The organism is Priestia sp. FSL R5-0597 (genome assembly GCF_038006305.1).
Classification (GTDB): domain Bacteria; phylum Bacillota; class Bacilli; order Bacillales; family Bacillaceae_H; genus Priestia; species Priestia zanthoxyli.
Genome location: NZ_JBBOUZ010000001.1, coordinates 4,336,222 through 4,355,547, shown reverse-complemented (window position 1 = coordinate 4,355,547; position 19,326 = coordinate 4,336,222). Strand labels below are relative to the sequence as shown.

Annotated in this window: 22 protein-coding genes; all 22 read left to right on the top strand. The window is 38.2% G+C overall.

Translation table 11 applies throughout. From position 1 onward, the window contains the following. Positions 1–14: 14 nt before the first annotated feature. Positions 15–956 (top strand): 50S ribosomal protein L11 methyltransferase, encoded by a 942-nt coding sequence (gene prmA, locus MKX72_RS23030; protein ID WP_028411654.1) that lies wholly within the window; start codon positions 15–17, stop codon positions 954–956. 19 nt (positions 957–975) lie between these two features. Beyond that, positions 976–1,728, top strand: coding sequence for a 16S rRNA (uracil(1498)-N(3))-methyltransferase (locus tag MKX72_RS23025; protein ID WP_155007637.1), 753 nt, complete (start codon positions 976–978; stop codon positions 1,726–1,728). A gap of 5 nt (positions 1,729–1,733) precedes the next feature. Then, positions 1,734–3,092, top strand: coding sequence for a tRNA (N(6)-L-threonylcarbamoyladenosine(37)-C(2))-methylthiotransferase MtaB (gene mtaB / locus MKX72_RS23020; RefSeq protein ID WP_049166213.1), 1,359 nt, complete (start codon positions 1,734–1,736; stop codon positions 3,090–3,092). 226 nt (positions 3,093–3,318) lie between these two features. Beyond that, positions 3,319–3,492 (top strand): 30S ribosomal protein S21, encoded by a 174-nt coding sequence (rpsU, locus tag MKX72_RS23015; RefSeq protein ID WP_013059237.1) that lies wholly within the window; start codon positions 3,319–3,321, stop codon positions 3,490–3,492. Positions 3,493–3,507: 15 nt separating this feature from the next. Then, complete coding sequence (locus MKX72_RS23010) at positions 3,508–3,951, top strand: GatB/YqeY domain-containing protein (protein ID WP_013059236.1); 444 nt, start codon at positions 3,508–3,510, stop codon at positions 3,949–3,951. Between the two features lie 178 nt (positions 3,952–4,129). Beyond that, positions 4,130–5,461, top strand: a complete 1,332-nt coding sequence (locus tag MKX72_RS23005; protein WP_155007638.1) for an NfeD family protein — start codon at positions 4,130–4,132, stop codon at positions 5,459–5,461. Next, positions 5,461–6,444, top strand: coding sequence for a flotillin-like protein FloA (gene floA, locus MKX72_RS23000; RefSeq protein ID WP_028411651.1), 984 nt, complete (start codon positions 5,461–5,463; stop codon positions 6,442–6,444). Before MKX72_RS23005 ends, floA begins: the two co-directional genes overlap by 1 nt. Positions 6,445–6,475: 31 nt before the next feature. Next, the gene (locus MKX72_RS22995; RefSeq protein WP_033579678.1) at positions 6,476–6,937 is read left to right on the top strand and encodes a hypothetical protein; all 462 of its coding nucleotides are present in this window, start codon (positions 6,476–6,478) and stop codon (positions 6,935–6,937) included. Positions 6,938–6,996: 59 nt separating this feature from the next. After that, positions 6,997–7,281 carry a sporulation protein YqfC gene (gene yqfC / locus MKX72_RS22990; protein WP_013059232.1) on the top strand — a complete coding sequence of 95 codons (285 nt, stop codon included), beginning with the start codon at positions 6,997–6,999 and terminating at the stop codon, positions 7,279–7,281. Positions 7,282–7,297: 16 nt separating this feature from the next. Next, complete coding sequence (yqfD, locus tag MKX72_RS22985; protein WP_028411649.1) at positions 7,298–8,485, top strand: sporulation protein YqfD; 1,188 nt, start codon at positions 7,298–7,300, stop codon at positions 8,483–8,485. A 3-nt stretch (positions 8,486–8,488) separates the two neighbouring features. After that, positions 8,489–9,463 (top strand): PhoH family protein, encoded by a 975-nt coding sequence (locus tag MKX72_RS22980; RefSeq protein WP_033579680.1) that lies wholly within the window; start codon positions 8,489–8,491, stop codon positions 9,461–9,463. Between the two features lie 62 nt (positions 9,464–9,525). Beyond that, the gene (locus tag MKX72_RS22975; protein ID WP_186808524.1) at positions 9,526–11,634 is read left to right on the top strand and encodes an HD family phosphohydrolase; all 2,109 of its coding nucleotides are present in this window, start codon (positions 9,526–9,528) and stop codon (positions 11,632–11,634) included. Further along, the gene (ybeY, locus tag MKX72_RS22970; RefSeq protein ID WP_028411646.1) at positions 11,631–12,101 is read left to right on the top strand and encodes an rRNA maturation RNase YbeY; all 471 of its coding nucleotides are present in this window, start codon (positions 11,631–11,633) and stop codon (positions 12,099–12,101) included. Before MKX72_RS22975 ends, ybeY begins: the two co-directional genes overlap by 4 nt. Then, on the top strand, positions 12,085–12,456 hold the full coding sequence (locus tag MKX72_RS22965; RefSeq protein WP_016765589.1) for a diacylglycerol kinase family protein: 372 nt from the start codon (positions 12,085–12,087) through the stop codon (positions 12,454–12,456). Before ybeY ends, MKX72_RS22965 begins: the two co-directional genes overlap by 17 nt. 91 nt (positions 12,457–12,547) lie before the next feature. Continuing rightward, a complete protein-coding gene (locus MKX72_RS22960) occupies positions 12,548–12,946 on the top strand; it encodes a cytidine deaminase (RefSeq protein WP_033579682.1) in 399 nt (132 codons plus the stop codon). Further along, a complete protein-coding gene (gene era, locus MKX72_RS22955; RefSeq protein WP_013059225.1) occupies positions 12,939–13,844 on the top strand; it encodes a GTPase Era in 906 nt (301 codons plus the stop codon). The genes MKX72_RS22960 and era overlap by 8 nt, the downstream gene beginning before the upstream one ends. A gap of 155 nt (positions 13,845–13,999) precedes the next feature. Then, positions 14,000–14,143, top strand: a complete 144-nt coding sequence (locus tag MKX72_RS22950; protein ID WP_014458193.1) for a YqzL family protein — start codon at positions 14,000–14,002, stop codon at positions 14,141–14,143. Positions 14,144–14,170: 27 nt separating this feature from the next. Then, complete coding sequence (gene recO / locus MKX72_RS22945) at positions 14,171–14,935, top strand: DNA repair protein RecO (protein ID WP_013059224.1); 765 nt, start codon at positions 14,171–14,173, stop codon at positions 14,933–14,935. Between the two features lie 258 nt (positions 14,936–15,193). Then, a complete protein-coding gene (locus tag MKX72_RS22940) occupies positions 15,194–15,832 on the top strand; it encodes a helix-turn-helix transcriptional regulator (protein WP_025750542.1) in 639 nt (212 codons plus the stop codon). A 33-nt stretch (positions 15,833–15,865) separates the two neighbouring features. Further along, a complete protein-coding gene (locus tag MKX72_RS22935) occupies positions 15,866–16,669 on the top strand; it encodes a pyruvate, water dikinase regulatory protein (protein WP_014458195.1) in 804 nt (267 codons plus the stop codon). A gap of 311 nt (positions 16,670–16,980) precedes the next feature. Next, complete coding sequence (locus MKX72_RS22930; RefSeq protein ID WP_028411643.1) at positions 16,981–17,451, top strand: YaiI/YqxD family protein; 471 nt, start codon at positions 16,981–16,983, stop codon at positions 17,449–17,451. Between the two features lie 41 nt (positions 17,452–17,492). Further along, the gene (dnaG, locus tag MKX72_RS22925) at positions 17,493–19,301 is read left to right on the top strand and encodes a DNA primase (RefSeq protein WP_016765586.1); all 1,809 of its coding nucleotides are present in this window, start codon (positions 17,493–17,495) and stop codon (positions 19,299–19,301) included. Positions 19,302–19,326: the final 25 nt, after the last annotated feature.

The window sequence follows — 19,326 nt, the reverse complement described above, 5'->3', positions numbered from 1 at the left end:
TGAAGTTGGTAGCAATGAAATGGTCTGAAATTTGTATTCATACAGCGCAAGAAGCAATTGAACCCATCTCTCATATTTTACATGAATCAGGAGCTAGCGGGGTAGTCATTGAAGATCCTGCTGATTTAGTGAAGGACAGAGATACAACTTTTGGTGAAATCTATGATTTAAACGTAGAAGACTACCCAGAGGAAGGTGTAGTGATTAAAGCATACCTTCCAGTTAACAGCTTTTTAGCAGAAACTGTGGATGGTATCAAAAAAGAAATTAATGGACTGCTTGTTTACGACTTTGATTTAGGAGCTAACAAAGTTACGATCAGTGAAGTGAACGAGGAAGAGTGGGCCACTGCTTGGAAAAAATATTACCACCCTGTGAAAATTTCAGAGCGTTTTACGATTGTACCAACTTGGGAAAACTATGAAAAAGTAAGCACAGATGAATTGATTATCGAGCTTGATCCCGGAATGGCTTTTGGTACAGGTACGCATCCAACGACGGTTATGTCTCTTCAAGCATTGGAAAGAACAGTGAAAGCAGGAGATACCGTTATTGACGTGGGTACAGGCTCAGGAGTGCTAAGTATTGGCGCAGCCCTGTTAGGAGCAAGTAATGTACAAGCTCTAGATCTTGATGAAGTAGCCGTACGTTCTGCCCGCGAAAATATTGAACTGAATCAAGTTGGAAATATCGTAACAGTAGGTCAAAACAACTTATTGCAAGGCATAGAAGGGCCGGTTGACATTGTTGTGGCGAATATTCTAGCTGAGGTAATCGTTCGTTTTGTAGACGATGCTGCAAAGGTATTAAAGCCAGGAGGCATGTTCATTACATCAGGTATTATTAGTGCGAAAAAAGAAGATGTCAAAAAAGCGTTAACGGGAGCGGGCTTTGTTATTCAAGAAGTAACGCTTATGGAAGACTGGGTAGCAATTATTGCGCAAAAACAAGCTTAACAAGTGAGAAGGTGTCAAGATGCAACGTTATTTTCTGTCAAATGATCAATTTCAAGAGCAAAGTGTCACAGTGATACAAGATGATGCCCATCATATCTCACGCGTCATGAGAATGAATGAAGGATCACAGTTTATTGCCTGTAATGAACAGGGGCAAGCTGCTTTGTGTGAAATTGAAAATATTTCCGCTAACGAAGTGAAAGCATCTATTATAGAATGGATAAGCGAAGAAAAAGAGCTTCCAGTCCATGTTACAATTGTGAACGGTCTGCCTAAAGGGGATAAGCTCGAGCTTATTATCCAAAAAGGGACAGAACTTGGAGCGTATAGGTTTATCCCTTTTATTGCGGCTCGTTCAGTTGTTAAATGGGATGATAAAAAGAGTCAAAAAAAAGTAGATCGCTGGAACAAGATTGCTAAAGAGGCTGCAGAACAATCTCATCGTACGATTGTACCAGCAGTAGAAGCCCCAATTTCTTTTAAGAAACTAGTAGAAATTAGCGGTGACTATACTCATAAAGTTGTAGCCTATGAAGAAAGAGCAAAGCAAGGAGAAACATCTCATCTGCATGCTGTTCTTTCAGCTTTAAAACCCGGCAATTCCGTGCTTGTGGTTGTAGGCCCCGAGGGTGGTTTGACCGAGCAGGAAGTAGAAGTATTAGAAGAAAATGAATTTACAATAAGCGGATTTGGTCCGCGGATTTTACGAGCAGAAACAGCTCCATTATATGCGCTGTCTGCTATATCTTATCAAACTGAGTTAATGAGGTGACGATTATGTCAACAGTTGCTTTTCACACGCTAGGGTGTAAAGTAAATCACTATGAAACAGAAGCAATTTGGCAATTGTTCAAAGGCCAAGGCTATGAGCGTGTTGAATATGAACAAACTGCCGATGTATATGTAATTAATACATGTACGGTAACAAATACAGGAGATAAAAAGAGCCGTCAAGTTATTCGCAGAGCTGTGCGAAAAAATCCAGATGCGGTTATTTGTGTAACTGGATGTTATGCTCAAACTTCGCCAGCTGAAATTATGGCCATTCCTGGTGTTGATATCGTAGTAGGTACACAAGATCGTGTTAAGATGCTTGAGTATATTGAACAATTTAAAAAAGAGCGTCAGCCGATTAACGGTGTAGGAAACATTATGAAAACACGCGTATATGAAGAGCTAGATGTACCGGCATTTACAGACCGTACGCGTGCTTCGTTAAAAATTCAAGAAGGCTGTAACAACTTCTGTACATTCTGTATTATTCCATGGGCACGCGGTTTAATGCGTTCTCGTGATCCTAAAGAAGTAGTAGCACAAGCACAGCAGCTAGTGGATGCAGGCTATAAAGAAATCGTGTTAACAGGTATTCACACTGGCGGATACGGAGAAGACATGAAAGATTACAATCTTGCCCAGCTTCTTCGTGATTTAGAGTCTCAAGTAAAAGGATTAAAACGCATTCGTATTTCGTCAATTGAAGCAAGTCAAATTACGGACGAAGTGATAGAGGTACTAGATCAGTCAGAAATGGTTGTACGTCATTTGCATATCCCTCTTCAATCAGGTTCAAATACGGTATTGAAGCGCATGCGTCGTAAGTATACAATGGAGTTCTTTGGCGAGCGCTTAAACCGTCTGAAAGAAGCTCTTCCTGGATTAGCGATTACATCAGATGTGATTGTCGGGTTCCCAGGTGAGACAGAAGAAGAGTTTATGGAGACGTATAACTTTATTAAAGAGCACGGTTTTTCAGAGCTTCACGTATTCCCGTATTCTAAACGTACAGGTACGCCAGCAGCTCGTATGACCGACCAGATTGATGAAGAAGTAAAAAATCAACGTGTGCACCGTTTAATCGAACTTTCAAACCAATTGGCAAAAGAATATGCTTCAACGTTTGAAGGAGAAGTACTGGAAGTAATTCCGGAAGAAAAATATAAAGAAGATCCTGAAAGTGGTTTATATGTAGGATATACTGATAACTACTTAAAGGTTGTGTTTAAAGCGTCTGAAGAAATGGTTGGAAAGCTTGTAAAAGTGAAAATTTCAAAAGCTGGATATCCTTATAATGAAGGTGAGTTTGTTCGCGTGCTAGATGAGGTTCATCTTCAAGATCAGGTGAAAATGAGCTCATAACACTTATTGGAAAGCTGCGTGTTTGCGCAGCTTTTTTCATACGTATAAAACAGCTGAGCGAGTAATGTTTTATCAAGAAAGTTCATAAAATAAAGGGGGAATAACTGCATTACTTTATGTAAAGCGGTTGACCTTAAGGAATCATTATATTATAATTGCAAAAGACATGTCTAACATGTCATTTCATTATGATGTTAGTGGTTTTGTTCGGAGGGAGGGAATTAGAATGTCAAGAACAGTTGTTCGTAAAAACGAATCGCTTGAAGATGCTCTTCGTCGCTTCAAACGTTCAGTTTCAAAAACTGGTACGTTACAAGAAGCAAGAAAGCGCGAATTCTATGAAAAGCCTAGCGTAAAGCGTAAGAAGAAATCTGAAGCTGCTAGAAAACGCAAGTTCTAATAAGAGGGTGGATTTATGAGTCTTCTCGAGCGTTTAAATAGTGATATGAAACAAGCGATGAAAAACAAAGAGAAAGAGAAGCTTGGGGTCATTCGTATGGTCAAAGCATCTCTTCAAAACGAAGCCATTAAGTTAGGCACTGACCTAACTGAAGCAGACGAGTTGACGGTTATTTCTCGCGAATTCAAACAACGTAAAGACTCCCTCCATGAATTTGAGAAAGCAGGTCGTCAAGATCTTGTTGATAAAATTCATTCTGAATTAGCGGTTTTAGAAGTTTACGCTCCTAAACAGCTAACTGAAGAAGAGTTATCTGAAATTATTAAAACGACGATTGAAGAAACGCAGTCTTCCTCTAAAGCTGATATGGGGAAAGTTATGGGAGCGCTTATGCCGAAAGTAAAAGGCAAAGCGGATGGCTCTCTTGTTAATAAGCTTGTCCTTCAACACTTATCATAAAAAACACCTTACCTTGTGTAAGGTGTTTTTTATATAGATAATATCCGAACGTATGTTTTGTTTCTCTAGTGCAAAGAATAAAATAGATAAATTTTAAAAAATTTGAAACTATTGTTAAAGTTATTCGTATATACAGATACATACTCATACTATCTATGGAAGGAGGGAAGTGTATTCGGTGAAAACCTTATTTTCTTTCGTGTGCTTTCTTATTTTAGCCACTGGGTTATTCCCCACTATTAGCACCGCTGACGTGAAGCGTGTACACGTTATTCCTGTCAATAAAACGGTAGAAAATGGACTGCTTTCTTTTTTAGACAGATCCATTGAAGATGCGGAAAATGACGGTGCAGATTTGATTATATTGGACATAGATACTCCTGGAGGAGCTGTAGATGCAGCTTCTGAAATAGCTAAAAGCTTAACCTCAACACCTATTCCTACCGCTGCTTTTGTCGACAAAAAAGCATTATCGGCCGGAGCGTATATTGCACTTAACGCCGATCAAATTTATATGACACCCGGTTCTACAATGGGATCGGCAGCTGTGATTGACCAACAGGGAAATGCAGCAGGAAAAAAAGCTCAGTCCTACTGGTTATCGGCTATGAAGAGCGCAGCAGAACAAAATAACCGAAACCCTAAATATGCAGAAGCGATGGCAAACACAAAGATGGTCATACCTGAGCTCAACTTAAAAGGAAACGAATTGTTGACGCTAACTCCGAAGCAAGCCGAGCAAGTTGGTTATTCAGAAGGAACTGTAAAAAATTTAGATAATCTCCTGAGCGTGCTTGGCTATGAAGATGCTAAACTGACGTATGCAAAAATGAGTGTAAGTGAACAAATTGCTCGTTTTCTTACCCATCCGCTTGTTGTTCCCATTTTATTATCTATTGGTGCTTTAGGAATTGTAATTGAATTGTTTACGCCTTCATTCGGTATTGCGGGCTCCATTGGAGTAGCTTCACTTCTTTTATTTTTCTATGGCCATATGGTAGCAGGATTAGCAGGAATGGAAGCCCTCGTTTTATTTATAGCAGGAATTATACTGCTTCTATTAGAGATTGTAGTGCCAGGCGGCGTTTTAGGGCTGCTAGGGCTTGGAGCTATCATTTTAAGTTTTTTTATGTCAACAGATAATAATGTCGAAATGGGAATTTCTCTTGTAATTGCAATAGTGGTGGCACTGGGAGGTGCGTTTGTGATGATGAAATTTTTTAAAAGAAAGCTTACACCTTTCAAAAAAATGGTGCTTAATGATTCACTTAATACCGAATCTGGTTATGTATCGAATCAAAATCGGTATGAATTAATAGGAAAACAAGGTAAAACAACAACACCGCTGCGTCCTTCAGGCACCGTGCTCATCGATGAAGAGTATGTGGATGTAGTCACTGAAGGCGGATATTTAGACAAAGATGTGTTAGTAAATATTATAAAAGTAGAGGGATCAAGGGTTGTGGTGCGGAAGCTCACAGAGCCTTTGAAAAAGGAGGACCTTAATTAATGGAAGCAGGTAGCGTATTGTTTTTTGTAGTTATTGGCCTAGCAATTATTGCTTTAGCTGTTTTTTTCACTTTTGTACCGATTATGTTATGGATCTCAGCATTAGCAGCAGGCGTTCGTATTAGTATTTTCACACTGGTCGGAATGAGACTTCGTCGAGTGATACCATCTCGCGTTGTGAACCCGTTAATTAAAGCAAGTAAAGCCGGTTTAGGTATTACCATTAATCAATTAGAAAGCCACTATTTAGCAGGCGGTAACGTGGACCGCGTGGTAAATGCGTTGATTGCAGCGCACCGAGCAAATATTGAGTTAACATTTGAGCGCGGAGCAGCTATCGACTTAGCAGGCCGTGATGTGCTAGAAGCTGTACAAATGAGCGTTAATCCAAAAGTTATTGAAACACCTTTTATTGCAGGGGTGGCTATGGATGGAATCGAAGTCAAAGCAAAAGCCCGAATTACCGTTCGTGCAAACATTGATCGACTAGTAGGGGGAGCTGGAGAAGAAACGATTATTGCCCGTGTTGGCGAGGGGATTGTTTCTACAATCGGTTCACAAAAAGATCACAAAAAAGTATTGGAAAACCCTGATATGATCTCTCAAACGGTTTTAGGAAAAGGGTTGGATTCCGGAACAGCGTTTGAAATCTTATCCATTGATATTGCTGATATCGACATTGGTAAAAATATTGGGGCAGTTCTTCAAACAGACCAAGCAGAAGCAGATAAAAATATTGCCCAAGCAAAAGCCGAAGAACGTCGTGCTATGGCCGTTGCTCAAGAACAAGAAATGCGTGCAAAAGTAGAAGAAATGCGTGCAAAAGTAGTAGAAGCAGAAGCAGAAGTACCATTAGCGATGGCAGAAGCACTGCGCTCTGGCAATATTGGCGTCATGGATTATATGAATATTCAAAACTTGACTGCTGATACGGATATGCGTGATTCAATTGGAAAAATGTCTAAAGAAGACGATGAGAAATAATGAATCAGTTTAACAAGGAGGTTTTCTCCTAATGAATATCGTTGAAACGCTTATTAAACTAATTATTAATAATGCTTTCATTTTTGTCATCATTGGAGGGATTATTTTTAACGTTGTGCAGCGTTTTATGGCTCAGTCAAAAGAGGAAGAACAGCAGCGTTCTAAAAGAGCTCCTATGCCTCCTGTAAACAATCCTTCAAGGCGGGAAAGACCTAGATATCGCCCTGTCAAAGAAGAGCCAAAAACAGCTCGTATGGAGCCAGAAACTGTTCCTTCAGCGGAAACAAATCCTTTGCAAGAAAAACTGGAAGAGCTAAAAAACCGTTCGTATCATGAACCTTCTATTCAAAAGAAAATCGCAGTTGAAAAACCAAAAATAACTGATGAGAAAAACGTTTTTAAGCCCATTTCTCGTAAAGAAGCTGTTCAAGGAGTGATATGGTCCGAAATTCTAGGGCCGCCAAAATCGAAACAACGTAAATATAAACGATAAATAGATGTGATACATTAACCCCCTTTCTCATAAACATGAGATGAAAGGGGGTTCTTTTTATGAGCAAAAAGTGGAGACACCAAATGAAAAGATGGATGACAAAAACAATGGAACTACCCGCTGATGTATTAATGGATCTTCCCCGTATTACGTTAGTTGGACAAATACACATTTATATTGAAAATCATAAAGGTTTATTAGCCTTTTCTGATACTGAAATACGCGTGTTACTAAAACAGGGACAAATGTTAATTCGAGGTGAAGGACTGGTCATTAAAGTAATACTGCCAGAAGAACTGGTTTTAGAAGGTAAAATCAATCAAGTTCTTTATTTAGAACAATAACACAAGGAGGAAAAAAATGAAGAATGGATGGACAAACTTTGTTATTGGTACCGTACGTATTCGAATTGTTGGAAAAGGAATTGAACGTTTCTTAAATAATTGTGTGAGACAACAGATTATGATCTCGAATGTCCATAAAGTTGACGGTCAGCTAGCGACAGCAACGATATTATTGAAAGATGTAAAGAAAATTCGTATACTAATTCGCAACGCAGACTGTAAAATTTATTTTATAAGAGGCCGAGGTTTTCCTTTTTTAACAAAACGAGTGATTAAAAATAGTGGATTTGCTTTAGGTTTTCTTTCTTTTTTTATTATTCTTGGTTTGCTTTCCAACATGGTGTGGAAAGTGGAAATTAGCGGTGCAGAACCACAAACAGAACATCAAATGACGAAGCAGCTGGCCAAAATAGGTGTAAAAAGAGGAGAGTTTCAATTTCTGTTAGAGAGTCCTGAAAAAATTCAGCGCTATTTAACGGATAATATGAACAATATTACCTGGGTGGGAGTAGAAGTGCGCGGCACTTCTTATCACTTCCAAGTGGTTGAAAAAAATGAGCCCAAGCCTCAGCAAAAAACACCTTACCAACATTTAATTGCTAAAAAGAAAGCTATTATTACGAATTTGTTTGTCGAAAAAGGACAACCTTTAGTCAAGGTTAATGATTTTGTCAACGAAGGCGAGGTCTTAGTTTCCGGTATTATTGGAAACGAAAAAAATAAAAAAGTAGTAGCTGCTAAAGGAAAAGTCTACGGTGAAACATGGTATAAGTCTGAGGTGGAAGTGCCTTTAAAAACTGATTTTCAAGTATTAACGGGTAATGGATATACGAAGCACTATTTAGATTTTCAAGCTTTTAAAATGCCTCTTTGGGCTTTTAACAAAGAGAAATACGGCTCAAAGGTGACAGAAAAAGTGGAGCATCCACTCTATTTTTTTAAATGGAAATTACCTCTGTCGTATGAGAAAGTTGCTGTACGAGAAGAACAGAATTCGCAGCGCGTCTATTCTAAACAAGAGGCGGTGGAAAAAGCTTTGGAAATCGGTCGAAAAAAATTACTATCAACTTTAGGTGAGGATGCTAAAATAAAAGGTGAAAAAGTTTTGCACCAAGAACAGGACAATGGTAAAGTTAGATTATCAATACATTACCAAGTTATAGAAAATATTGCGAACACTCAACCAATTATTCAAGGAGATTGATGAATGTCAGAACAGCTAGTAACAATTAACGTACAACTTGATGATTCAAACGAAGCCATTTCATTATTTGGCGTACAAGATGCGAATTTAAAGCGAATTGAAGAAGAAATGCAGGTCTCGATCATTTCAAGAGGTGAGACTGTTGTAGTCTCCGGAAGTACAGAAAATGTTCAGCTAGTGGAAGAAATGCTTAAAAAGTTACTGAACATTATCCGCAAAAATATTTCCATATCTGAACGAGATGTTGTGTATGCGATTCAATTAGCTAAGAAAAATTCTCTCGAGTTTTTTGAAGATGTATATGAAGAAGAGATTGGTAAAAACGTAAAAGGTAAGACTATTCGTGTTAAGACATTAGGACAAAGTCACTACATTTCTGCTATTAAGAAAAATGATTTGGTATTTGGAATTGGGCCTGCTGGTACCGGTAAAACGTATTTAGCCGTTGTCATGGCCGTTAATGCTCTTAAAAATGGTCACGTACAGCGTATTATTTTAACACGTCCTGCTGTTGAAGCAGGTGAAAGTCTTGGCTTCTTGCCAGGAGATTTGAAAGAAAAAGTAGATCCGTACTTGCGGCCTCTGTACGATGCATTACATGATGTATTAGGAACAGAACATACGCAACGCCTAATCGAACGCGGAGTTATTGAAATAGCACCCCTTGCTTACATGCGAGGTCGTACACTAGATGATGCGTTTGTTATCTTAGACGAAGCACAAAACACCACGATGGCGCAAATGAAGATGTTTTTAACACGACTAGGATTTGGGTCTAAAATGGTGATTACAGGAGATATTTCACAAATTGATTTACCAAAAGGAGCTCAGTCTGGTCTAGCGGCTGTCTCGAAAATCCTGACCAATGTTAAAGGTATTTCGTTTGTTCATCTAGAACAGTCAGATGTTGTGCGCCATCCACTTGTGGGACGCATCATTCAAGCGTACGAACAAGCTGACCAAAAGACCCTTTCTTAATAGGGTCTATTTTTTGTAAAGGGGGTACGTTTGTGTCAACGTTTCGGATAATCAAGCAAACAATGGCACAGATCGAGCGATTACGGTTAATTCAAATTGGGTTATATGCCTTGTTAGGTATAATGATGTTTGCGTCTATGTATAGCAATGTAAAGCCGCAGGAATTAGATCTCAGACTATTGTCTATTTCCCCGCAAACCATTTACTCACCCGTTACCATTGAAGATAAAGAGAGCACAGAGAAAAAACGGGCAGAGGCAGAACAAGCCGTTGAAGATGTGTATACACAAAAAACAGAATACGCACAGAACCAAGTCGATCTTGTTGCATCTATTTTTGATGCGATGATGGAAGTTAATACAGAATATGAAAAAGAAGATCATGAAGATGACAGTATCGATGCCGTATTAAAAACCAAACAAAAAATGTTAGAGGACAAGCTTCCTGAAGACATTCAAAAAAACTTGCCAAAGGATACCATCAAGCAGCTGCTTCAGTCTTCTAACAGTGATTTATCGATTGCGAAAGACGCTGTAGTTACAGCCGTTCATCATGTGATGAAAGATCAAGTGAAGATTAGCGATGTAGAAGAGAAAAAAGACCAGGTAGAAGGTCAGCTTGTTTACACCAATGTCAGCAACTCTCTAAAGGATTCAATGAATGCAATTGCTAAATTCGCTATCATTCCAAATGTGATTTATGATCCCCAAAAAACAGCTGAAAACCGTCAAGCAGCTGTGGAAAAAGTGGAGCCTGTTCGAATTAAACAAGGTCAGATTATTGTAGAAGAAAATCAGCTTATTAATCCTGATATATATCGTCAGCTCCAGCTCGCGGGATTGTTGAATAATAAAGGATCTATTCAGCCTTTTGCGGGATTAGCTTTGCTGATTGTGATGATGATAGCGGGCCTCATTTACTATTTGCGTGAATTTCACACCAAGACATATCAGCCCTTGTTGTTGTATGTATTGGTAGCAACCATTACGATTGGCCTCATGAAAATCTTAAGCGTGTTTCAGCAAATTGATTTATCGGAAATAGGTTTCTTAGCTCCTGTTGCAGTGGGAGGTTTGCTGATTCGAATTTTAATGGATGAACGCATTGCTATTTTATCAAGCATTGTATTTGCTATTTGTGGAAGCATTATTTTTAATGGTGAATTGACAACCTCGTTTAATATGAACATCGGGATCTACTTTTTAATTAGCAATATTGCTGCTATTTTATTTTTAAGCAGGCAGCACAGGCGTTCACGGATTTTGCAGGCAGGTCTATTTGTGGCTATGGTAAACGTAATTATTAGCTTTGCTATTATTTTTATTAAAAATGGCCAAATTGGTACTGTAGAGCTTGGCTATTACAGCATGATGTCAATTGCATCTGGTGTTATTGCTTCCGTTTTAGCTATAGGTTTGCTTCCGTTTTTTGAAAGTGGATTTGGCATTTTATCTACGATGAAGCTGATTGAATTATCGAGTCCTAATCATCCGCTATTACGTAAAATCTTAACCGAAACACCGGGAACGTATCATCACAGTGTAATGGTGGCAAACTTATCTGAAGCGGCGTGCGAAACGATAGGAGCTAACGGTTTATTAGCGAGAGTGGGGGCTTATTACCACGATATTGGTAAAACGAAGCGACCGCAGTATTTTATTGAAAATCAAATGAATATTACCAATCCGCATGATAAACTAAGTCCGAAGACTAGTAAAAATATTATAATCGCACATGCTACAGATGGAGCGACCATTTTGCGAAATCACAAGTTTCCAAAAGAGATTGTAGATATTGCAGAGCAGCATCACGGAACGACCCTGCTTAAGTTTTTCTATCATAAGGCACTTGAACAAACAGAAGAAAAAATTGATGAAAAAGAATATCGCTATCCTGGACCAAAGCCTCAGTCAAAAGAAGCAGCGGTTATTTGCATAGCTGATAGTGTAGAAGCAGCCGTAAGGTCAATGTCCAATCCAACTCCGGAAAAGATTGAGAACTTGGTGCGAAATATTATTAAAGATCGCTTGCAGGATGAGCAGCTTAGCGAGTGTAACGTAACGCTCAAAGAGCTAGAGTTAATTCGCCAAGCACTATGTGAAACTTTAAATGGGATTTTTCATTCCCGAATTGAATATCCAGAGATAAAAAAAGAGAAGGTGAAGGTATGAGTTTAGTTATTGATTTTATTGATGAAACAAACGAAGTGAGTAAAGAGCAGCAAAAAGAGCTTGAGAAGCTGCTTGAAGCCGCTGCTATATATGAAAATCTTCAAGAGGATGCAGAAGTATCCGTTACATTTGTGGATAATGATCGAATTCAAGAAATCAATCATCAATACCGCCATAAAAATCAGCCAACGGATGTAATATCGTTTGCGCTAGAAGAAATGGGCGAAGATGAAATGCAAATTATCGGAGATGAGATGCCAAGAGTCCTGGGGGATATTGTCATTTCGATTCCAAAAGCTCATGAGCAAGCAGAAGAATACAATCACTCGTTTATGAGGGAGCTAGGATTCTTAACGGTTCACGGTTTCTTGCACTTGCTTGGGTATGACCATGAAACATCAGAAGATGAAAAAGAGATGTTTACACGTCAAAAAGATATTTTAGAACAATATGGACTCTCGCGATAAAAAAGGGATAGCTAAAGTTGTCAGTAGCTTTGGTTATGCAATAGAGGGGTTTCTCTATGTTTGTAAAACACAGAGAAATATGCAAATTCACGTAGCAGCTTCTTTCATCGTCCTTCTCTTAGGAGCCGTGCTGTCAATTACAGCTGGTGAATGGACGGTTGTGCTGCTTCTGATTGCAGGCATGTTCAGCTTAGAGTTAATGAATACAGCGGTTGAAAAAGTTGTTGATTTAGTTTCTCCTGAATATCACATACTAGCAAAACACGCAAAAGATGCAGCCGCAGCCGCGGTGTTGGTCTATGCGTGTTTTGCTGTCCTTATAGGAGGAATTATTTTCTTAAAGTATTTGTTTTAAAAAGGATTCTTTTTGGTTCTTTACACCCCCGTGGTATAATAAAAAAGGACAAGTTAAAAGACATGTAGAAGCGCAAAAGGAGAGCGGATAAATGGATAAGACCGGACTGATTGATGAGGCGAAAAAAGCTCGTGAAATGGCTTATGTACCGTATTCAAAATTTAAAGTTGGTGCAGCTTTATTGACGAAAGATGGAAAGGTTTATCGCGGCTGCAATATTGAAAATGCAGCTTATAGCATGTGCAATTGTGCTGAGCGTACGGCTTTATTTAAAGCCTATTCAGAAGGAGATAAAGAGTATGCAGCACTTGCTGTAGTAGCTGATACTGATCGTCCTGTTTCTCCGTGTGGAGCATGCAGACAAGTAATCTCTGAGCTTTGTCCAAAAGAAATGAAAGTTATATTAACCAATTTAAAAAATAACATACAAGAACTAACTGTGGAAGAATTACTTCCAGGAGCATTTTCATCGGAGGATTTACATGAGTAATAATGAATTTAAGTCAGGTTTTGTTTCAATTATTGGAAGACCAAACGTAGGGAAATCAACTTTTTTGAACCGAGTAATTGGTCAAAAGATTGCGATTATGAGTGACAAACCGCAAACAACTAGAAATAAAATTCAGGGTGTGTACACGGAAGATCAGGCGCAAATTGTGTTTATTGATACACCAGGAATTCACAAACCAAAGCATAAATTAGGCGACTTTATGATGAAGGTAGCGCAAAATACGCTTAAAGAAGTAGATTTAATTTTATTTATGATTAACGCAACAGAAGGCTTAGGTCGAGGCGATGAATTTATTATCGAGCGTTTAAAAGATACAAAAACGCCTGTTTTCCTTGTGATTAATAAAATTGATGAAATTCATCCAGACGAATTGTTTTCAATTATCACGAATTATAAAGACTTATATCCTTTTGCTGAAATTGTGCCAATTTCAGCTTTACAAGGAAATAACGTGGAGCGCTTGCTTGATCAAATCAAGCAGCGATTGCCGGAAGGTCCGCAGTATTACCCGGCAGATCAGGTAACAGATCACCCAGAGCGCTTTATTATTACGGAATTAATTCGTGAAAAAGTACTGCATGCAACGAGGGAAGAAATACCTCATTCTATTGCCGTTGTGATGGATTCTATGCAAAGACGAGATAATGGCGCTGTTTACGTCGGCGCTACAATTATCGTCGAAAGAGATTCACAAAAAGGCATCGTAATTGGAAAGCAAGGAAAGATGTTAAAAGAGGTAGGAAGAAAAGCAAGAGCAGACATTGAAGCTCTTTTAGGTTCAAAAGTATTTTTAGAACTATGGGTAAAAGTGCAAAAAGATTGGCGAAACCGAGCGTCGCATCTCCGTGACTTTGGATTTAGAGAAGACGAATATTAATCATTTGAGTTCTTGTTGGCGTCGATTTATACCCCTTCATAAAAGAAGGTAATTTGTAAAAAATTGTGTTACATGATTTTACGTCGGAAGGCTATTCTAAACATAAGGAATTGAAATATGTATCTGATCTTTATGGTTAGAAAGGTGGGAGTTCTATGTTGAATTTTACTTGGAACATTTTTTCACAAACAGGTAGCATTGATACTTATCTCATTTTTAAGGAACTTGAAAATGAAGTGAAAGAAAGACCCGAAACATATGAGGACAACAGCGAAAGTCTCAATTCTCCCTTGTCTTAGCCTTCTGTAAGATGGCGGTGATGATGATTGTTTAAAAAGTGCGAAGGAATTGTCATTCGAACGAATGATTACGGTGAATCAAATAAAATTGTCACCATTTATTCACGTGAACTCGGAAAAGTGGGTCTTATGGCAAGAGGGGCAAAAAAGCCCAGTAGTCGCTTAGCTTCCGTCACACAATTATTTACGTATGGATACTTTTTTATACAAGCAGGTTCAGGAATGGGTACTCTCCATCAAGGAGAAGTTATCTCATCTATGAGAAGCATACGCGAAGATATCTTCACAACAGCGTATGCTTCTTATATTCTTGAATTAACAGATAAAGCTACTGAGAACAATAAACCAAATCCATTTCTATTTGAACTGCTGCACCAAACCATTCATTATATGAACGAAGAGTATGATGCAGAGATCTTAACATTTATTTATGAAATGAAAATGTTAAACGTTCTAGGTCTTCATCCTACATTAAATGAATGTGCAGTCTGCCATCAAGGTGAAGGAACATTTCATTTTTCCATTCGAGAAGGCGGGTTTATTTGTCATCGATGCTTAGAAAAAGATCCTTATCATTTGAAAATTAGTCCGATGACGGTTAAACTATTAAGGCTATTTTATTACATTGATTTAAAGCGGTTAGGTTCTATTTCTGTTAAACCCGAAACAAAAAAACAATTAAAGTTTGTAATTGATCAATATTATGAAGAATATTCAGGATTGTTTTTAAAAACAAAGCGGTTTTTGAATCAGATGGAGTCTTTAAAACAATCGCTCTCTGATGAGAAATAGAAAAGATAATCAGTGATATGCAAGGAATTGCTGTCGCTAGGGTGCCTCGTAGTGTGTAGAGGACACCCTTTTTACTGTGGAGCGAAGGGGTAGTTTCGCTTATTGTAAGCGTAATGTCTGCTTTTTTTGAGAAGCCATGGTAAAATAAACGGCATTCTAAAAAGATAAAATGCTAAAATTAATAAGTTATAGCTTTTACTTTTGCTTAAAAAGTATATAATGTTTTATAAATAGTATGTCACATTTAATGATTAGGTGGTGAGTACAATCGAACTGAACAAACGACAAGAACAAATTTTACAAATTGTCAAAGACGAAGGCCCCATTACAGGCGAGCATATTGCAGATCAGCTTAGCCTTACGCGGGCCACGCTAAGACCGGACTTGGCTATTTTAACAATGGCTGGTTATCTAGAAGCGCGACCGCGCGTAGGTTACTTTTACACAGGTAAAACAGGAGCACAGCTTCTTACAGATAAAATAAAAAAAATACAGGTGCAAGAATATCAGTCTATCCCTGTAGTCGTGAACGAAAATGTGTCGGTATATGATGCTATTTGTACAATGTTTCTAGAAGACGTGGGGACCCTTTTTGTAGTGGATGAGAAATCACAGCTAGTGGGAGTACTGTCGCGTAAAGATTTATTGCGCGCGAGTATCGGAAAGCAAGAGCTCACATCTATTCCTGTTCATATTATCATGACGAGAATGCCCAACATTACATATTGTTATCGCGAAGATTTGTTAATTGATATTGCTAAGATCTTAATTGAAAAACAGATTGATGCTATGCCCGTTATTAAAGAGGGAGACGGCAATTTTGAAGTGGTGGGACGCATTACCAAAACAAATATTACAAAATTACTAGTAGCACTAGCAAATGATGAAGTATTATAAGTGAAAAAGGATTAAAAAGGGGATGCACAAAATATGAACAACCCATGTCTTTATGTCATTTCGGATTCTGTAGGTGAGACAGCTGAACTAGTTGTAAAGGCTGCATCAAGTCAGTTCAATATGACGGACTTTGTAATTAAAAGAGTACCTTACGTAGAGGACATCGCAACACTTTCAGAAGTGGTTTCAGTAGCGAAGTTGAACAACGCTATTATTGGCTTTACGCTAGTAAAGCCCGAAATGAGAGAATTTTTAATTCAAGAAGCGTCCAAAAACGGGGTAGAGGTATTTGATATTATTGGACCTTTAATTGATAAAATTCAATCTTCTTATCAACTTTCTCCGCGCTATGAGCCTGGAATGGCTAGAAAGTTAGACGAAGATTATTTTAAGAAAGTAGAAGCGATTGAATTTGCAGTGAAATATGATGATGGGCGTGATCCAAGAGGCATTCTTAGAGCGGATATCGTATTAATCGGTGTATCAAGAACATCTAAAACACCTCTTTCTCAGTTTTTAGCACACAAGCGTTTGAAAGTAGCCAACGTTCCGATTGTACCTGAGGTAGATCCGCCAGAAGAGCTGTTTCACGTATCACCTGAGAAGTGTATAGGGCTTACTATCAGTCCTGAAAAATTAAACGATATTCGTAAAGAGCGTTTAAAGTCTCTTGGGCTAAACGATAAAGCAATTTATGCTAATATTGGCCGTATTAAAGAAGAACTTGAATTCTTCCAAGGAATTGTAGATAAGATTGGCTGTGAAGTGGTTGATGTATCCAACAGAGCCGTAGAAGAAACAGCTGGTATCATTCTCAATACCATCAAAAAGAAATAAACGATGAATCTCCTCTGTGCGTGACAGAAAGGAGATTGCTTTCTTATGTTTGTATGCTGTAAGCCTAAGAAAATATACCAAAGATGAATATGACAGAACTTTTAAAAACAAGTGACTTTGGTATAGAAAATATAGGTTGTTTATATTATAATAAAAAATTGTGATAAAAAAGAATAGTTTTAGGTTTAGACTTTGTTAAGAACGAATAAACTATTTATATAAAAGTCAAGTCAAAATCCAAAAAAGTATTCGACAAATGCCATCTACAGGAAATAACAAATTGTTAGAAGGAATCTCTGGAGGGATGTAGAATACAGAGTTATAGCAAAAGAAAAAGTAAAGTTTTTGTCGATGCTGATGCATGCCCTGTTAAAGCAGAAATCGTTGAACTTACACATACATATGACATCGAGCTTGTGTTTGTTGCTTCCTATGCTCACATGCAAACAAATCCTACACCAGGAAAATGGGTCTATGTAGATGCAGAAAAGGAAGCCGCAGATTTATATATTTTAAATCACGCAGCCAAGCAGGATATTGTCGTAACTCAAGATACTGGCTTAGCAAGCATGTTAGTAAGTCGAGGGGTTTACGCACTGTCTCCTCGTGGAAAGTACTATAATGACGACGAAATGAATACGGTGCTTTTCTTTCGCTATGTTTCTGCAAAAGAGCGACGGTCAGGGCGTCATACTAAAGGCCCAAAGGCATTTAGTGAAGAAGATCGCCAGCATTTCATTCAAGCTTTTGAAAAAATGTTGTCGAAACTTGCAGGAATTTAGCACTTAGTGAAGAATATTATATGAAATACGGAGCTGTTACTATGGCAAATCGAATTCCTGATGAAGTAATCGACCGTATTCGGCATTCAGTAGATATTGTCGACGTCATAAGCGATTATGTACAACTAAAAAAACAAGGGCGCAATTATTTTGGACTCTGTCCGTTTCATGGGGAAAGCACACCATCTTTTTCAGTATCGCCTGATAAACAAATTTATCATTGCTTTGGATGCGGTGCAGGAGGGAATTCATTTTCATTCATAATGGAATTAGAAGGACTGTCCTTCACGGAAGCAGCTCAGCAGCTTGCTGAAAAAGGAGACATTCCTTTTGAACATGAGATACATCCTCATGAAGAAGATAATCAAAAGCCTAGCAATAAAATGATTGAAGCACACGAGCTTTTAAAGAAATTTTACCATCATTTATTGGTAAATACAAAAGAAGGCCAAGATGCTTATGATTATTTAATAAATCGAGGGTTTTCACGAGAAATTATCGATGAATTTGAGATAGGTTTTGCTTTAGATTCGTGGGAATTTGTAAGTAAGTTCTTAACAAAACGTGGGTTTAATCCGCAAGAGATGGAACATGCAGGTTTAATCATTAAACGCAACCAAGATGAAACGTACTTTGATCGTTTTCGCGATCGAATTATGTTTCCTATTGCTGACTTGCAAGGCAAAACAATTGCATTTTCAGGGCGCCTGCTAAAAGAGATAAAAGGGCAGCCTAAATATTTAAACAGTCCCGAAACTTCTATTTTTAACAAAAGTCGCACACTCTACAACTTTCACCGCGCTAAAAAACATATACGCAAAAATCAGCAGGTTATTTTATTTGAAGGATTTGCAGATGTTATTTCAGCTGTTAAAGCGGGGTGCCCAAACGCAATTGCAACAATGGGAACTGCCTTAACAGAAGAACAAGCCAAAATTATTCGTCGAAATGTAGAGTCCGTTATCATTTGCTATGATGCAGATTCTGCTGGAATTGAAGCAGCGCACAAAGCAACTGCTATCTTAACAAATGTGGGTTGTACCGTTAAGATTGCTGTGATGCCGGATGGTTATGACCCGGATGATTATATTAAAGAATACGGGGCAGAGAAGTTTCAAAATGATGTTATTAATAGCAGCTTGACCTTTATGGCATTTCAAATGAGGTATCTCCGCCGAAAGCGAAATCTACAAAATGAATCTGAACGTATGCAATACATTGAAGACGTTTTGAAAGAAATAAGCCTCCTTACAAAAGCTGTAGAGCGAGATCATTATTTACGCCAATTGGCACAAGAGTTTTCCATTTCATTAGATGCGCTTAAAGAACAGCAGTATCAAGTGTATCGAACGGAAAAAAAGAAAAAGGATAATGATTCTCCAAATCGAAATAATATAAATAGACAACCAGTCGTAAAGAGAAGCTTATTACCGGCTTATCAAAATGCAGAACGTTTTTTGATCGCTCATATGTTGAAAGATAAGGATGTAGCATTTAGAATTCAAGACCGACTTCAAGGTCAGTTCAATGTCGAAGAACATCGTGCGCTTGTTCTATATTTGTATGCCTATTACGAGGAAGGACACGAGCCTAATCCGAGCGGATTTATTGAGCGGTTGCCCGAATCTTCGTTGTCTAGTCTAGCTTCAGAATTGGCGATGATGTCAATCAATGATGAATTGTCGGAGCAAGCTTTGAATGATTATATCCAAACGATATTGATTTATCCACAAAGGGTAGCGATAGAAAAAAAAGAAGCAGAAAAGCAAGAAGCAGAGCGTCAAAAAGATTATTTAAAAGCTGCGACAATAGCAATGGAAATTTTACAGTTGAAAAAAACGTTAAAATAAACGATGTTGCGTATTAGTCCCACTT

Coding starts and splice junctions, on each gene's coding strand:
- ybeY (WP_028411646.1), top strand. CDS start 11,631: ATGAGTTTAGTTATTGATTTTATTGATGAAACAAACGAAGTGAGTAAA.
- mtaB (WP_049166213.1), top strand. CDS start 1,734: ATGTCAACAGTTGCTTTTCACACGCTAGGGTGTAAAGTAAATCACTAT.
- rpsU (WP_013059237.1), top strand. CDS start 3,319: ATGTCAAGAACAGTTGTTCGTAAAAACGAATCGCTTGAAGATGCTCTT.
- MKX72_RS22980 (WP_033579680.1), top strand. CDS start 8,489: ATGTCAGAACAGCTAGTAACAATTAACGTACAACTTGATGATTCAAAC.
- MKX72_RS22950 (WP_014458193.1), top strand. CDS start 14,000: ATGTTGAATTTTACTTGGAACATTTTTTCACAAACAGGTAGCATTGAT.
- dnaG (WP_016765586.1), top strand. CDS start 17,493: ATGGCAAATCGAATTCCTGATGAAGTAATCGACCGTATTCGGCATTCA.
- MKX72_RS22995 (WP_033579678.1), top strand. CDS start 6,476: ATGAATATCGTTGAAACGCTTATTAAACTAATTATTAATAATGCTTTC.
- MKX72_RS22935 (WP_014458195.1), top strand. CDS start 15,866: ATGAACAACCCATGTCTTTATGTCATTTCGGATTCTGTAGGTGAGACA.
- prmA (WP_028411654.1), top strand. CDS start 15: ATGAAATGGTCTGAAATTTGTATTCATACAGCGCAAGAAGCAATTGAA.
- MKX72_RS23025 (WP_155007637.1), top strand. CDS start 976: ATGCAACGTTATTTTCTGTCAAATGATCAATTTCAAGAGCAAAGTGTC.
- MKX72_RS22960 (WP_033579682.1), top strand. CDS start 12,548: ATGGATAAGACCGGACTGATTGATGAGGCGAAAAAAGCTCGTGAAATG.
- yqfC (WP_013059232.1), top strand. CDS start 6,997: ATGAGCAAAAAGTGGAGACACCAAATGAAAAGATGGATGACAAAAACA.
- era (WP_013059225.1), top strand. CDS start 12,939: ATGAGTAATAATGAATTTAAGTCAGGTTTTGTTTCAATTATTGGAAGA.
- MKX72_RS22965 (WP_016765589.1), top strand. CDS start 12,085: ATGGACTCTCGCGATAAAAAAGGGATAGCTAAAGTTGTCAGTAGCTTT.
- floA (WP_028411651.1), top strand. CDS start 5,461: ATGGAAGCAGGTAGCGTATTGTTTTTTGTAGTTATTGGCCTAGCAATT.
- yqfD (WP_028411649.1), top strand. CDS start 7,298: ATGAAGAATGGATGGACAAACTTTGTTATTGGTACCGTACGTATTCGA.
- MKX72_RS23010 (WP_013059236.1), top strand. CDS start 3,508: ATGAGTCTTCTCGAGCGTTTAAATAGTGATATGAAACAAGCGATGAAA.
- MKX72_RS22975 (WP_186808524.1), top strand. CDS start 9,526: ATGGCACAGATCGAGCGATTACGGTTAATTCAAATTGGGTTATATGCC.